Source organism: Flavobacterium bomense, assembly GCF_003970355.1.
Genome location: NZ_RYDJ01000002.1, coordinates 180,344 through 195,037, shown reverse-complemented (window position 1 = coordinate 195,037; position 14,694 = coordinate 180,344). Strand labels below are relative to the sequence as shown.

The following is a 14,694-nucleotide window of genomic DNA, read 5'->3' as shown; positions in this document are numbered from 1 at the left end:
TTATATTTTAAAAATAGGAAGTAATTTAAATGTGCAACCCGCTAAAAAATGGAATTTTTTGAATGTTACAAAATGGAAGTATTATCTACCTTTCAAATAAACCTAAAGTGCCACCAACCCAATCTTTATCTTTATTGAATTTCACGCCAATCATCTCGCCACGGCTTAAGCGGACTAAGTTGCAGAGTAGAGTAGGTGCGGCATCACCTTTTTTCCAAACACACAAGATTCGGACTTCAGCTTTTACTTTCCCTTCAGGAGCGTGTACAATAGGAAGATAATTTACTTTTTTTTGAAGAATATATAATTCTTTATCTACAACGGCTTCAATATCTTTTTTTGTGACATGAAAAATAACGCCCGTTCCTGAAAAAGAAAAAAGCGGTTTCAAAACATAGTTTTCTAAATCCTGAGGAATTACTGCCAAGTCACTCAATAGTGTCGTTTCAATACAATATTTTCCTTTTAAGAAAGGTAAAATAAATTTACTGATTCTGAAAAACCAGTTAGGATGTCCCGCCCATTCCACATCCAAATCATCTGAAAAACTAAAATTAAGTCTTAAATCTGTTCTCAAATCCAATTCATCAAAAATAACCCGATTGTAAATTCTTTTTACCAATATTTCATTGCCTGTTGCATTTTTGTAAAACAGTTGTTTTCCTTTTTTTATGAGTTCAGTAACACAAACTATAGGGATGCCAATGTCTCTTTTGCAGTAATAAAAATCAATCTTGGTATTTTGTTTTTCGGGTTCTATTTCAAGAAGAATAACATTTTCTTTTGGATGATGGTTGCAAATCGCTTCTTCTAAAATAGTAAGATATTCCTGTGGTTCAATAGCATTAATAAATGGAGTTAATTCGTTAAGAAATGGATAATGATTTTTAAATTTTTCGTACAAATGCATTTGATAATTGTACAAAGAGGGGAATCCCTGTACTTCAATTAGTTTTGGAATAAGTACTCCGTCTTCTTCACAAATTCCAAAATCAATTGCTAAAAAGGTAGTATGTTCATCCTCATTAGGAACAGTATTATTTAGTTCTAAGGATTTATTTGTAAGTGATTTAAAGTCGTTTTTCTGAATGAAAGCTATAACATCATTACAGCCTTCAATCAATTGTGCTTTAAGCTCCTTCGAAATAAAAAAGGGGGTTTCGCCTAACCGGAAAGTAGGCAGGTAATTAAAATCGGAAGCAATATCATCTTTGAATTCCTGATATTTTTTTTCTGTAAATTGAGTATTAAATAACTTCCGATATTTTGAAATCATTTTGAAATCGTATTAATTAGAAAGTGTCTTCTTTGTTTTTAGCAAGTCATTAATTGCTATTCGAAGGAAATTAGGAATCAAAGTTTCATTAGTTCTGTATATTTTATCATCATCTAATAAATCCTCCAGCATGTTTCTGAACTTCTTTTTTCCTTTCATATTCTTAATCTTTTCCTTTGCTTCTTTATTTCTTAAATGAGAAACAAAACTAATGGGATCCGCTTCCGGGTGAAATTGAGTACCCACAAAATAATCGGTAAAACGCACGGCCATAATTGCGCGTTCGTATTGTACATGATCCCTAATTTTCTCTAATGAAATAATTTTGGCTCCTTTTTTCGCAAAAATACTTAACTTGGGTTGAACCACTTGATAGTCTCTGGAGTCTATCGCATAAAAAGGGTCTCCTAATCCCTCGAACAAGGGATCCACAAGTCCTTCTTTGGTTTTATGAATGGTCATCACCCCAAAAGAAGTGTCATTTCGTTTGGTAACCGTAGCCAATCCAAAATGCAAACACGCCATTTGAAAAGAATGACAAATGAACAAAACATGTTTTTTAATACTATTTTCAGTATTCCATTTATTCAAGGAATCGATAAATTCATAGTATTTTACATCCCAGTTTCCATCACCACTTAAGGGATTTCCAGGTCCTCCAGTTGAAATATAAATGTCAAATTTATTCTTGTCCGGCAATTCACATTTTACCCGAACATCAAATATTTCAAAACTAACAACGGGACTAAACCTATTGACTACATCAATAATACATCGCATTCCCTGGTTGGGTTCACCATTGTACATGTCCAGAAGGGCTATTTTTATAATTTTATTAGACATACTTTTTTTAAAAAAACAATGAACAAAGGTACTTTATATTTTATAATCCTTTCGTAAATTCTCCTGTTATGAAGTCAACCACACAGGAAAGATCGCCCGTTTCTTGAAAAATAGCCAGTTGCTTATCAGCACCGGTACCGTTTTTTAAAATTTCATGGACATAATTTATATCAGCACGACTTCCCAATTCATCCACCACATCATCAATGAAATCAAGCAGTTCCAGAATAAGCATTTTTGTTTCTACTTCTTTTTGCAAACCAAAATCGATCATACTATTCTCAATTCCGTAACGTGCCGCCCGAAATTTATTTTCTTTTATCAAAGCCAGTCGATACACATTAAAGCTAGTATTGTTCATGTTCAATTTGTAGAGTTTAGCTACAATTGCCTGAATAATAGCAACAATGCAAATGGTTTCATCCACTGTCAATGACATATCACAAATCCTGAATTCAATCGTATTGTAAAAAGGATGCAACCGTAAATCCCACCAGATTTTCTTTGGATTATCGATGCAATTAGTCTTTATTAATGTGTCCAAATAATTCTCATACGAACTCACCGAATCAAAATATTCCGGCAAACCTGTCCTTGGAAACTTGTCAAAAACTTTCGTTCTAAAGGACTTATAACCCGTTTTTCTGCCCTCCCAAAAAGGAGAGTTCGTTGAAAGCGCAAAAATATGTGGCAAAAAATATGTGGCCTGATTCATTAATTGCAAGCCAATCTCCCGATTTTCAATTCCTACATGACAATGCATTCCAAAAATTAAATTAGAACGCGCTGCATCTTGCAATTCATTGACAATATCGTGATAGCGAGGATCATCAGTTATCGGTTGATCCTGCCATTTCGAGAAAGGATGCGTCCCGGCACCCCCCACAATAAGATCTTGTTTGTCCGCTAATTCAACGATTTTAGAACGTAAAAACCGAATCTCATTTTTGGCATCATTCACATTATTGCAAATATTGGTACCCACTTCGACCACAGATTGATGCATTTCAGCCTTTACTTGCTCATTCAAAATGATCTTCGCACCATCTACAATTTTGGATAAATGCGACCGTAAATCTCTGGTTACAGGATCTATAATTTGATATTCTTCTTCTACACCGAGGGTGAAAACAGGTAATTTCTTTAACATAATTATTGTTTTAGTGTTCAGTCGCAGTCAAAGTTTACAGTCTGTTTACTGAATACTATGACTGAAAACTATTTTACTGCATCTTTCATAAATGTTCCCCAAGTCAAATTCATCTTTCCGGATTTCTGTTTTTTTGCAGCAGCAATTGCCATTTTTGCAGCTTCCTCTACAACCCACTCAAAGTTTTCTGCACCTACCGAAGTTAATTCAGCATCTGGTGCGGGATTTCCAAAATCTATCGCATAGGGAATACCATCACGGACTGCAAATTCAACCGTATTAAAATCATAACCCAATCCTTTGCAAAGACGTAAAGTATAATCCTTAATAGTAGCTAATAATTTTTTATCCACAGGCGGCCCATCAAGTACATAACGCAAATGATGCGGATTTCTGGGTTCGTATTGCATAATCCTAACGGCTTTGCAACCCAAACAATAGACTCTGAAATACTCTGTAAAAACAATTTCTTCCTGTAGCATCATCACCAGTTGCCCCGTTTCCTTATGTTTCTCCCAAAATTCTTCGACATTTTCTAATCGATACACATTTTTCCAGCCACCTCCGGCATAGGGTTTCATATAAGCTGGAAAACCAATATAATGAAAAATTTCTTCCCAATCCATTGGGTATTTTAGGTTTCGGAATGATTTTCCAGTCGTATCCGTAGGATGTTCTGCCGATGGGAGAAGTACCGTATTAGGTAACGGAACTCCCAGAGTATCGGCCAATGCGTTATTAAAAAATTTATCATCAGCACTCCACCAAAAAGGATTGTTGATCACATTCGTCCCTGTTAAAGCAGCATTTTTCAAATATGCACGATAGAAAGGGACATCTTGCGAAATGCGATCAATAATTACGGCATATTCTCCGTCTTGATTTTGAACTACTTTATCAATAATCACAGCTTCAGCTATGATTTCTTTTTCGTTTTTTGAATTGACACGATCTATGAAGGCTTGTGGAAATGTATCTTCCATTCCAAATAAAATTCCAATTTTTTTCATCTTGATATGTTTATAATTTTAAAATTTTTTTATTCTGGATAAATAATGTGGAAACATTTCGGTCCATACCGGCCAGTCGTGTTTTCGTTCCTGACGAATATCCAACCAATGATGGATGTTTCTATCGCTCAACACTTTACTTAATTTTAAATTTGCATCAAAACAAATATCCCAATTGTCCCAAGCACAATATCCATTTTCCATAATTCCGGATCATTAAGTCCATGTAAATAATCTTCCGGGCTGTTGTAAAACACATCATCGTCATGAAAACCATCCATAAAACTCTTGATATTAAAAGCGCCACTCATAGAAAACAAATGACTTACATAACCAGGATGTCTAAAAGCAAAATTTGCCGCATGATACCCGCCAAAACTGCAACCGGCAAGAGCCACTCTGCCTGAGGAGGTATTGTTCTTTACTTTTTCAACGATTTCGTGACAAATCATTTTATCGTACCTGACGTGGTTTTCTATACGATTTATAGGATATATATTTTTATTGTAAAAACTGTCTTTATCAATGCTATCAGGACAAAATATTTGGATCAAACCTTGTTCCAGATACCATTTTGCAGAATCAATCAATCCCATATCTTTATTTTCATGGTAACTCCCCATAGAAGTAGGAAATACAATTACAGGATATCCGGCATGTCCAAAAACCAACATTTCTATCTCTCTATTTAAATTAGGGGAATGCCATTTGAAATACTCTTCCTTCATGAAATTAGTTTTAACAATTATAATGAAAAAAATAACACAAAAAGCAGATAAAATTATACTTAACCCATATTTATTATAAAAAAGATTAGGATTAATAAATTGGATCTAAATGGTGAAATTTGGATGAATAAAGAGCCGTTTTTTAAATTATAAACAACAAGGCAACGTGTTTTAAAAGCTCTATATTTTTAATTATAAGGTTTTTAGACCTAAAATAAGCCTTAGGATCTTTCCTATAATTACTATTTGATTAGAGAACCCTAAATTTCTAAAATAAGGAAGAAATAGCGCTAGTTGCTTTTATTAATTTCATACAGTGATACATGACTTTTTAATCGTTCTACAAGCATGCTCATCATTCTTTTATTGATATTGGAGGAGTTTTGTACATAAGCAGCATATTCATCGGCTGTAAATAAACCAATGATCATTCCTTTTAGAGAATTTCTAAACTTGATGTCTTTCTGGATTGCATTTTCCATGACGGATACTTTTTTATCAAGTGTATAACTGTAGAAATCAATTTTATTTTTGTTGACATAATTGAGGAAGGATGCTGCAAATAAGTCATTTTGCAACTTTAGAATGGGGCGTAACACCTCATTTTGAAATGATTCTTCTGTTGTGGATTGTGTGGTTACGGAACCTATTGTTTGTCCTCGAAATTCTTTTAAAAAAGTATCGCGTGCATTCATATTTTTTCTTTAAAATTAAATAAAATTGCGTCAAGAATACGTATTTTTACATTTATAAAGAAAAAACATGAAATTTCACACTAGAAAATGGGTAAAACCCGAAGATCTAAATCCTAACGGAACTTTATTTGGTGGTAAATTATTAGCTTGGATTGATGAAGAATTGGCTTTGTATACCATAATTCAATTAGAAAATACCAGAATCGTAACCAAATACATGTCGGAAATCAATTTTCGAAGTTCAGCCAGACAAGGTGATATTGTCGAAATTGGAATTGATGTTTTAAAATTTGGCACAACCTCACTCACGCTGAAATGCGAGGCACGAAATATGATGACACGCGAAACTATCATTACAATTGATCACACCACAATGGTTAACTTAGATGCGGATGGAAAACCTAAGGCACATGGAAAAACAGCAATTGAATATGTGAAAAACAGATTATTAATTTGATACGAAGTGCATTTATACTTTTTAAGTAAAAAAATTAAACCTGAGATTCACTTTCTGCAGTTGTTTCAAAAATTTCTAAATCAAAATATTTTATGGAAGCAATGATGTGATCAAATATATCCGACATGATGTATTCATAGTTTTCAAATCGCTTGTCATGTGAAAATGCATAAACCTCAAGCGGTACACCATGGGAAGTTGATTGTAACTGACGGCAAAGCATCAACATGTCTTTGTTTAATCCTGGATAATTGAACAGGTATTCCGTGATGTATTTTCGAAATAAACCTAAGTTTGTCAAATTTCGCCCATTAATAGCAATGGATTTGTCAATTTTATGTTTACAATTATAGTCGTCTATTTCTAATTTGCGAGTGCCTATATAATCCGATATTAGATGAATTTTTTTTAAGTCATTTAATTCTGATTCCTCTAAAAACCGAATGCTGCTTGTTTTTATCAGAATGTGTCTTTTGATGCGTCGGCCATCTGAATTCAGCATTCCGCGCCAGTTTTGAAACGAATCTGAACTCAAACTATAGGTTGGAATTGTGGTTGTGGTATTATCGAAATTTCGAACTTTTACCGTTGCCAAATTGATCTCGATGACATCTCCATCGGCACCAAATTTATCCATCGTAATCCAGTCGCCAATTCGAACCATATCGTTTATGGATACTTGAACACTAGATACAAAACCTAAAATGGTATCTCGAAAAATTAATATGATTACCGCTGAAACAGCTCCTAAAATAGTTAAAAGCTCTTTTTTATCAATCTCAAATAATTTTGAAATGATTAATGTAATTCCAATTACCCACAACATAATCATGATTACCTGAATGAAACTGTCAATAGGTTTGTCGCTGTATCTTGGTTTTAGTTTTAAATAATCACGTAACGCATTGAAAATAGTTCGTATAATCCATAAAATCAGAATAATGATGTAGATTCCAACCAATTTCCCAAAAAAGCCTTCCCAATATTCAAATCGGTCTAAAATTATTGGAACAGATTTGTAAATAAACAATAGTGGAATTAAATGTGCAATGTATTTAGCCGTTTTGTTAGTTACCAGCAAATCATCAAATTTGGTTTTGGTTTTTTGGGCAATAACGGCCATAATAGTAACTAAAACAAGTCTAAAAATTGCGTAGATGACATACGCCAATACACACAAAACAATAATGTTCAGCACCAAGCTAAAATAAGAAGCCAGACTGTTCCCTAAGCCCCATTTCCTGAGTACTAGATATAGAAAAGTGAATATTTTTTCTATTAATTTATACATTTCGCAAGTATTTCTTTTCTATGTAAAAAGTCCCAAAAGGAGGAATTGACGCAATACAAATGATAAAATACTTTTTAAAATTCCACTTTTCACTAAACTTTAAAATTGTTGCCAAGATAATGTAAGCAGTAAATAATACGCCGTGAGCCATTCCAATGTGTTTGACATAAATAGGATCATTAAAAATGTATTTCATTGGCATAGCAAAGAAAAATAACAATAAGGCGGATATACCTTCTACTATTGCTGTAACCTTAAAAATCTTAAGCATTTATTTTTTTTTAAGTGATAATTGACAAAATTAAGGATTATCATTGATTTACCACGCATTGATTCCTAAAGTAAATTACTTTTGTAATCTTAAACTTTGATAATGAGCAAACGCGATTTAAAAAAATATGTAGCCGAATTGAATAAAGAACAACTCGAAGAGCAAATACTCGAATTGTACGAGAAATTCAGTTCTGTAAAAGTCTATTATGATTTTGTTTTTAATCCAAAAGAAGAAACGCTTTTGAAGGAATGCAAACTCAAAATTTCCAATGAATATTATCCTCTGAAAAAATCCGGAAGACGCAGTAAACCTAAAAGGAGGCGTTCCGTTGCCCAAAAATACATTAAGCACTTTACGCTTTTGGGAGTAGATCCTTTTGTAATTGCGGATGTAATGCTTTACAATATTGAAATAGCACAAACATTCTCATCAGAACAGGATATAAAGCAAGAATTATTTTTCAAAAGCATGTATAATTCCTTTCAGCAAGCCGTTGTTTTCTTGATTGCAAATGGAATACTTACTGATTTTAAACCCAGAATTAGTGCCATACACACTGAAACTATTTTGCAAAAATGGTACAATGAACCAGAATTTAATGCCATTTTAGAACGATTAGAATATTAAATCCTCACATAATTCAAATTTATTTAATCATTCCGTTTATTTTTAATAAAAATTGATACTTAAACTGTTTTTTAGGCGTATTTTTGCAAAAACCCAACAATAAGCAATGTCCCAAAACACTTTAGAAATAGAAATAGAAGACAAAAAAGAACTTTATGCGTACCAAAAAGGCGATATAGATGCCATCTTTGAGCGCATTGATAATGCACCGCCACAACACCATTTGTTATACCAATTGCCCACCGGTGGTGGAAAAACAGTGGTTTTTTCTGAAATTGTGCGCCGTTATTTATCGCAACATGATAAAAAAGTAGTTGTTTTGACCCACAGAATTGAGTTGTGCAAGCAAACCTCAAAAATGTTGAAGGGTTTTGATGTGAAAAACAAAATTATCAACAGTAAAGTAAAAGAACTTCCGGATCAAAACGATTATTCCTGTTTTGTAGCCATGGTGGAAACTTTAAAAAACCGAATCAACGATGAAAAACTGCATTTAGATAATGTAGGATTGGTAATCATTGATGAGGCACATTACAATTCCTTTCGCAAATTATTGAGCTCTTTCAAAAATGCTTTTATTTTAGGGGTAACCGCAACACCTTTAAGCTCAAATATCAAATTGCCAATGCATGAAAGCTACGATGAATTAATCGTAGGAGACACCATTAGTTCCTTGATTACAAATGGCTTTTTGGCCAAAGCAGTTACCTATAGCTATGATGTGGGTCTGACCTCCCTGAAAGTAGGGATCAATGGCGATTATACCGTAAAATCATCTGATGATTTGTACACCAATATGGCCATGCAGGAAAAGTTATTGCATGCCTACACGGAGAAATCATTAGGCAAGAAAACCTTGATTTTCAATAACGGGATCAACACCTCCTTATATGTATACGAAACGTTTAGAGAAGCCGGTTATGCCATTCGCCATTTAGATAACACCAGTAATAACGAGGAAAGAAAAGATATTTTACATTGGTTCAAGCATACACCTGATGCCATATTGACATCAGTGGGAATTCTTACTACCGGTTTTGATGAGCCTACCGTAGAGACCATAATCCTGAACAGAGCAACAAAATCGTTGACCTTATATTACCAAATGATCGGTCGTGGTTCCAGAAAATTACCCAACAAAGATATTTTCAATGTGATCGATTTAGGGAATAACGCCGCCCGATTTGGCCTGTGGAGTGAGCCGGTCAACTGGCAGCATATCTTTAAATCTCCGGAGTTTTACCTGGAAAACTTACGAGACGATACAGAAATAGAATTGTATTTTAAATACAGCATGCCACCGGAATTACGCGCTAAATTTACTAAAACAGAAGTAGTAACCTTTGATGTGGATGAAGAACACAAACTCATTATCAAACAAAATTTACGTTCCAAAGTAGTGCTAGAAAAATCCCTAGAGCAACATGCCGCCATGTGTGTGGATAATTCTGAAACCTTACAAGAAGCAAAAGCGCTGGGAAAAGAACTGGATGATGACATTGATTGTCGCATCAAGCGCTATTCAAAATGTTTGAGCCAGTGCAGTAAAAATTACCGCGAATGGCTAGTAGATGATTACAAATTGAAACTGGTATTATTGACCGGGAAAAAATACCGGGAAAAAATCATGAACGAACCGGATGAAGAGTAATATTTATTTTTCAAGGAGCTAATCCCGCTATTCGTTTCAATCTTTTATTTTTAAAGAAAAAATAAAAGGATTTTCACTGCTATCGGGGCTAAAATTACCGTTACAAAACAACTATTTTTTATAAAATATAAAATTCAAAAAAAATGCCAAAACAATTCTCTGATTTAGGAATTTCAGCACCAATAGTAAAAGCGATTACCGAATTGAAAATTGTTGTACCAACAGAAATTCAGCTAAAAACGATTCCGTTACTTTTGTCAAATACAACGGATATAGTTGGACTTGCTAAAACCGGTACCGGAAAAACAGCCGCATTTGGATTGCCAATTTTACAATTAATAGATGTAAAATCACCTTTGATTCAAGCAGTAATTCTTGCACCAACTCGGGAATTAGGCCAACAAATATTTAAAAATTTAGAGTCTTTTGCCACCTTTTTGCCTGAAGTTTCCATTGCAGCAACATGCGGAGGAATTCCAATCAAACCGCAAATAGAACGCCTTGCAACACCTACACATATTGTAGTGGCAACGCCCGGAAGATTAATTGATTTAATTCAGCGCAAAGCCATAAACTTAAAAGAAACCAGATTCCTCGTGCTCGATGAAGCCGATGAAATGGTGACTGTATTAAAAGAAGGCTTAGATGAAATTATTGCTGAATTGCCAGCAGCGCATAAGACTTTTTTATTCTCGGCCACCATGCCCGGAAGCATAAAACAATTGATTCAAAACTATTTGAATAAAAATGTGGTACATGTCAGTGCCAATATGGAAACAGTAGGTAATCAAGGAATTGATCATCAATACATTGTGGTAAATCCTATTGAAAAACTGGACGTTTTGATGCATTTTCTGAATTCTAAAGAGGGTGAACGCGGGATCATTTTTTGTAAAACAAAAGCAGCAGTCAACAAATTAGCTAAAAACTTGGCAATCAATAGGTTTTCTTCTGGTGCATTACACGGAAGTTTATCGCAGGGAATTAGAGACCGAATCATGGAGCAATTCCGCGAAGGACATATCAATATATTAGTCGCAACAGATTTAGCAGCAAGAGGAATTGATGTAAAAGAAATTTCTTATGTAGTCAATTATCATTTGCCTGATGTGTATGAAGCATACGTACATCGTAGCGGTAGAACTGCAAGAGCAGGAGCAAAGGGACTTTCATTGACGGTATTGCAGCCGGAAGAAGTAGTTGAAATTGCTGAATTCGAAAAAGAATTGGGAATACAATTCAAAGAATTCAAAAAACCAACTCTTGCCAGTATTGAAGAAAATAATACGTTGTTATGGGCGAAGCAAATCTTCAAGACAAAACCCAATCATGACATCGCTACAGAATTAAAAGATAAAATAAAAACAGTTTTTCATCATTTGACGAAAGACGAACTAATAGAAAAGGTCCTGGCCAATCACTTGCTTCAAGCAAAAAATGAAGTCCTTTCAAAAACGGAGAAACCAATAAAAAAACAAAAAAGAATGAATTAATTCATTCTTTTTCATAAACTGTTAATGAGCTATTACAATTTCATCACCTGAAGTTGTAATGGTTTTTTTTATGTTTCGTTTTCCGATAATTAAAATAATTAATGCCAGTATTGTTGATGTTGTCATAATCAAAACCATTGGTAACATAGAGCTTTTTACAAAAACACCAACCGCAAAAGAGGCCAAAGCACCTAATCCCAATTGAATCGCACCCATGAGGGCTGACGCGCTTCCTGCATTTCTTGAAAAAGGAGCAAGAGTCAGTCCTGCTGTATTAGGATTAGAGATTCCTAAACACGCCAAGAATAAAAACAGCATGGCGATTGTTTCATACAAACCTAAAAGATCATTGATTGCTAATGTCAGAAATAAAACACTGATTACCGACTGTGTAATTAAGGCCCCAAAAATCATTTGTTCACTGGTAAATTTCCGCAATAAAAAAGAATTAAGCTGACTGGCGCTTATAAAACTCAAAGACATAAAGGCAAAAATCCAGCCATACGTTGTACCATCTACTTTGAAAATATCCATAAATAAAATAGGAGAGGCTGCTACATACGTGAATAAACCAGAAAAAGCGATTGCTCCTGTAAACGCATAGGTGTAAAATTGAGGCACTTTAACAATGCGTATAAAATTAGAAATAATTGGTTTTGGCTTTAATGAAATAGAAGTGTCCGGTTTGAAAGTATTAGGCAAAACAATTTGAGCCGCTACAAGAATTACAATTCCCATGCACATCAGTATAAAAAATACAGTATGCCAACCGTAATAAGTAGTAACATAACCGCCTACAGTGGGTGCCAGCATTGGCGAAAGCCCTACAACCAACATCAATAAAGAAAAGACTTTAGGTATCTCTTTTACAGGAAATAAATCCCGAACCATTGACACTGAGGCTACCGTAGCAGCACAGCTCCCAACAGCCTGAATGAATCTCAGCCCTATAAAAGTATCAATATCAGTGACAAATGCGCAGCCCAAAGAGGCTAATATGTAAACCAATAATCCAATAAAGAGCGGTTTTTTTCGGCCAAAACGATCTAATAACGGACCATAAAGCAATTGTCCAGCAGAAATTCCAATAAAATAACTGGATAATGTCATGGACACATTGGCAACAGAAGTATTCAAATCTTTAGCAATTCCGGCAAAACCAGGTAAATACATATCAATTGAAAATGGGCCAAGTGCGGTAAGAGAACCTAAAATGAGGATTAATTTAATGTATTTTTTTTTGTTCATTTCGGTATTATTCATTGAAGTCGCAATTTTTAATTTTTTGCAAAGGTAAATAATTAAGATGCGAATCAAACCACTTTCCACACTAATGTGATTTATGATAATGGACAAAGAGCTGCTAAATAAAATAAATTTAGCACCGTCATTGACCAGTAATGTGATAAAAGCAGAGTCAATACAATTTCTATAATTATACTTTAAAAACCAGCAATACTCCTGATAGAAATAATAGTCCTAAAATGATTCTTTTTATAAGCGCTTCATTAAGTTTTAAATAGACTTTTTTGCCCAGAAATAAAGCAAGAATAAGAAAAGGCACAACATAGAGGGAATTGTAAATTTGGTTCATAGTAATCACGCCACCTAAAACCAAAACAGGCATTCGCATCAGCGTAACCAGGCCTAAAGTACCAAACATGGTAGCCCTAAATGTCTTTATATCGTTAGTTTCATTCTGAACAATTATTACATATAAAGGACCTCCGGTAGAAAATAAACCAGAGAAGAAACCTCCTAGAAAACCCAAAAAGTGTTTCGTTTTTTTTAAAATCACTACTTTTTTTTTGACACGAAGACTATTTAATACAAATAGGATAATAAAAACACCCAACGCCTGCTTTAAGATCAGAGGTTTTCCATAAACTAGAACCACTATTCCGGTAAGCACTCCAAAAAAGGAAGAAAAAGCAATTTTTTTTAATAAGCTTTTGTCTATATGTTCCCATTCTTTATACACATAAATAGGAGAGGAGACCAAATAAAAAATAGAAAGATACGAAACTGCTTCAGATAAAGGCATGACTAACAACAAGAAAGGTAAAGCTATTAAAGCACCGCCGAAACCGATCATAGTTTGAATAAAAAATCCTGTGAAAATTCCAATTATAAGTAGTAATAAAGTGTTTTCCATGGTTCAAAAGTACTATTAGCACTATAAATATCTAAATTTAATCCATCAATAAACAAGTAATTTTCCGTTAAAAAGTTGTAATTTTAAGCATTTAAAACTTTTTTAATGGTTGATACTCTAGATTTAAAAATAATAAAGCAATTAGAAATAAACTCAAGAGCTTCCTATGTGGAAATTGGGAAACAAATTGGACTTTCACCTTCTTCCGTAAGAGAACGCATTCAAAAACTGGAGGATGCTGCTATTATACAGGGATATAAACTTCAGCTGAACAACCAAAAACTGGGATTTGGATTAGAGGTTTTTATTCTGTTCAAGTTATTTAGTGGAAAACTACAGCTGTTTTGTGATCAGCTGAAAGATTTTCCAGAGATAAATGAGGTTTTTAGAATTACTGGACCCCAAAACATTATTATGAACGTCGTTCTAGTTGATCAAATGCACCTACAACAATTTATTGATCGGCTTTTAGTTTATGGAGAGCCTACAACTCACTTGATTTTATCTGATTTAAAAAAATAATATAGGATCGTCTGTTTCTTAAATCAAAAATTATTCCGTTACTATTAATAGTTTAGTTTTACGTTAGCCGCCAAAACCAAGGTAAAGCGTCGTAACACAAAGAAATACTTTAAAACCATTAAAATGGCCTATATTTAGATTAAAACAGCATAAATTATAACAAAATAATGTGATTTTAAGCTTTTGAGACGTATTTGTCTGAAATCGGAAATGGTGTCAGCCAATCGTAAAATTATTTATAGCAAAAGACTGTAAAAATGATATCCTTCATGTTAAATAATTTAAGGAAGGATTGTAATCGTTTAATGTAACTAAACAGTGTGAGTTTTTTGGTCTAAATGTACTGTGTCTTTTTTGCGCTATAATTTATATTATGTAAAATAGCTTTTTTAATTATAATATAAACATAGTGTGCTTTAGAGATAAAAAAACATCACCCAATCAAAGCCCTCTTTACCCTCTTTCTTTATTTTTATCTTTTTACAAAACAAAACGATATGTATAAAATCTTGGGCCAACTCA

15 protein-coding genes are annotated in these 14,694 nt (G+C 33.8%); 5 read left to right on the top strand and 10 right to left on the bottom strand.

The genetic code is table 11. The features are described from left to right. Positions 1–85: 85 nt before the first annotated feature. From EKL98_RS03680 to EKL98_RS03655, 6 genes are all read right to left on the bottom strand, one after another. Positions 86–1,276, bottom strand: a complete 1,191-nt coding sequence (locus EKL98_RS03680; RefSeq protein ID WP_126459656.1) for a hypothetical protein — start codon at positions 1,274–1,276, stop codon at positions 86–88. A gap of 12 nt (positions 1,277–1,288) precedes the next feature. After that, a complete protein-coding gene (locus tag EKL98_RS03675) occupies positions 1,289–2,119 on the bottom strand; it encodes a type 1 glutamine amidotransferase (protein WP_126553265.1) in 831 nt (276 codons plus the stop codon). A 40-nt stretch (positions 2,120–2,159) separates the two neighbouring features. After that, entirely contained in the window at positions 2,160–3,269 is a 1,110-nt protein-coding gene (locus EKL98_RS03670) for a carboxylate-amine ligase (RefSeq protein WP_126459649.1), read from the bottom strand. Positions 3,270–3,337: 68 nt separating this feature from the next. Continuing rightward, the gene (locus EKL98_RS03665) at positions 3,338–4,279 is read right to left on the bottom strand and encodes an ATP-grasp domain-containing protein (RefSeq protein ID WP_126561576.1); all 942 of its coding nucleotides are present in this window, start codon (positions 4,277–4,279) and stop codon (positions 3,338–3,340) included. Between the two features lie 146 nt (positions 4,280–4,425). Further along, the gene (locus tag EKL98_RS03660) at positions 4,426–5,007 is read right to left on the bottom strand and encodes an alpha/beta hydrolase-fold protein (RefSeq protein ID WP_233589351.1); all 582 of its coding nucleotides are present in this window, start codon (positions 5,005–5,007) and stop codon (positions 4,426–4,428) included. A 290-nt stretch (positions 5,008–5,297) separates the two neighbouring features. After that, complete coding sequence (locus EKL98_RS03655; protein ID WP_126561575.1) at positions 5,298–5,702, bottom strand: glyoxalase; 405 nt, start codon at positions 5,700–5,702, stop codon at positions 5,298–5,300. Between the two features lie 67 nt (positions 5,703–5,769). Here EKL98_RS03655 and EKL98_RS03650 point away from each other — a divergent pair, with 67 nt between their 5' ends. Next, positions 5,770–6,159 carry an acyl-CoA thioesterase gene (locus tag EKL98_RS03650; protein WP_126451631.1) on the top strand — a complete coding sequence of 130 codons (390 nt, stop codon included), beginning with the start codon at positions 5,770–5,772 and terminating at the stop codon, positions 6,157–6,159. Between the two features lie 34 nt (positions 6,160–6,193). Here EKL98_RS03650 and EKL98_RS03645 read toward each other — a convergent pair whose 3' ends face one another. Beyond that, positions 6,194–7,450 (bottom strand): mechanosensitive ion channel family protein, encoded by a 1,257-nt coding sequence (locus EKL98_RS03645; RefSeq protein ID WP_126561574.1) that lies wholly within the window; start codon positions 7,448–7,450, stop codon positions 6,194–6,196. After that, on the bottom strand, positions 7,443–7,721 hold the full coding sequence (locus EKL98_RS03640) for a DUF3817 domain-containing protein (protein ID WP_126459634.1): 279 nt from the start codon (positions 7,719–7,721) through the stop codon (positions 7,443–7,445). Before EKL98_RS03640 ends, EKL98_RS03645 begins: the two co-directional genes overlap by 8 nt. Positions 7,722–7,823: 102 nt before the next feature. Here EKL98_RS03640 and EKL98_RS03635 point away from each other — a divergent pair, with 102 nt between their 5' ends. The 3 genes from EKL98_RS03635 to EKL98_RS03625 all read left to right on the top strand — a co-directional run bounded on the left by EKL98_RS03635 (position 7,824) and on the right by EKL98_RS03625 (position 11,495). Continuing rightward, a complete protein-coding gene (locus EKL98_RS03635) occupies positions 7,824–8,351 on the top strand; it encodes a DUF6155 family protein (RefSeq protein WP_126561573.1) in 528 nt (175 codons plus the stop codon). Between the two features lie 106 nt (positions 8,352–8,457). Beyond that, entirely contained in the window at positions 8,458–10,002 is a 1,545-nt protein-coding gene (locus EKL98_RS03630; protein WP_126553275.1) for a DEAD/DEAH box helicase, read from the top strand. 143 nt (positions 10,003–10,145) lie between these two features. Then, positions 10,146–11,495 carry a DEAD/DEAH box helicase gene (locus EKL98_RS03625; RefSeq protein WP_126561572.1) on the top strand — a complete coding sequence of 450 codons (1,350 nt, stop codon included), beginning with the start codon at positions 10,146–10,148 and terminating at the stop codon, positions 11,493–11,495. A gap of 21 nt (positions 11,496–11,516) precedes the next feature. On the opposite strand, the gene EKL98_RS03620 is transcribed toward EKL98_RS03625, so the two are convergent. Together EKL98_RS03620 and EKL98_RS03615 are read right to left on the bottom strand one after the other, a co-directional pair. Beyond that, positions 11,517–12,743 (bottom strand): multidrug effflux MFS transporter, encoded by a 1,227-nt coding sequence (locus EKL98_RS03620; protein ID WP_126553517.1) that lies wholly within the window; start codon positions 12,741–12,743, stop codon positions 11,517–11,519. 187 nt (positions 12,744–12,930) lie between these two features. Beyond that, the gene (locus EKL98_RS03615) at positions 12,931–13,650 is read right to left on the bottom strand and encodes a sulfite exporter TauE/SafE family protein (protein ID WP_199739572.1); all 720 of its coding nucleotides are present in this window, start codon (positions 13,648–13,650) and stop codon (positions 12,931–12,933) included. Positions 13,651–13,755: 105 nt separating this feature from the next. Between EKL98_RS03615 and EKL98_RS03610 the strand changes: the two genes are divergently transcribed. Continuing rightward, entirely contained in the window at positions 13,756–14,172 is a 417-nt protein-coding gene (locus tag EKL98_RS03610; RefSeq protein ID WP_126459625.1) for an Lrp/AsnC family transcriptional regulator, read from the top strand. The last annotated feature ends 522 nt before the right edge of the window (positions 14,173–14,694 follow it).

Bases quoted from the DNA above. Each gene is read 5' to 3' on its own strand.
- EKL98_RS03645 (WP_126561574.1), bottom strand. From the start codon at position 7,450: ATGTATAAATTAATAGAAAAAATATTCACTTTTCTATATCTAGTACTC.
- EKL98_RS03675 (WP_126553265.1), bottom strand. From the start codon at position 2,119: ATGTCTAATAAAATTATAAAAATAGCCCTTCTGGACATGTACAATGGT.
- EKL98_RS03635 (WP_126561573.1), top strand. From the start codon at position 7,824: ATGAGCAAACGCGATTTAAAAAAATATGTAGCCGAATTGAATAAAGAA.
- EKL98_RS03625 (WP_126561572.1), top strand. From the start codon at position 10,146: ATGCCAAAACAATTCTCTGATTTAGGAATTTCAGCACCAATAGTAAAA.
- EKL98_RS03640 (WP_126459634.1), bottom strand. From the start codon at position 7,721: ATGCTTAAGATTTTTAAGGTTACAGCAATAGTAGAAGGTATATCCGCC.
- EKL98_RS03665 (WP_126561576.1), bottom strand. From the start codon at position 4,279: ATGAAAAAAATTGGAATTTTATTTGGAATGGAAGATACATTTCCACAA.
- EKL98_RS03630 (WP_126553275.1), top strand. From the start codon at position 8,458: ATGTCCCAAAACACTTTAGAAATAGAAATAGAAGACAAAAAAGAACTT.
- EKL98_RS03610 (WP_126459625.1), top strand. From the start codon at position 13,756: ATGGTTGATACTCTAGATTTAAAAATAATAAAGCAATTAGAAATAAAC.
- EKL98_RS03615 (WP_199739572.1), bottom strand. From the start codon at position 13,650: ATGGAAAACACTTTATTACTACTTATAATTGGAATTTTCACAGGATTT.
- EKL98_RS03680 (WP_126459656.1), bottom strand. From the start codon at position 1,276: ATGATTTCAAAATATCGGAAGTTATTTAATACTCAATTTACAGAAAAA.
- EKL98_RS03670 (WP_126459649.1), bottom strand. From the start codon at position 3,269: ATGTTAAAGAAATTACCTGTTTTCACCCTCGGTGTAGAAGAAGAATAT.
- EKL98_RS03620 (WP_126553517.1), bottom strand. From the start codon at position 12,743: ATGAACAAAAAAAAATACATTAAATTAATCCTCATTTTAGGTTCTCTT.
- EKL98_RS03660 (WP_233589351.1), bottom strand. From the start codon at position 5,007: ATGAAGGAAGAGTATTTCAAATGGCATTCCCCTAATTTAAATAGAGAG.
- EKL98_RS03650 (WP_126451631.1), top strand. From the start codon at position 5,770: ATGAAATTTCACACTAGAAAATGGGTAAAACCCGAAGATCTAAATCCT.
- EKL98_RS03655 (WP_126561575.1), bottom strand. From the start codon at position 5,702: ATGAATGCACGCGATACTTTTTTAAAAGAATTTCGAGGACAAACAATA.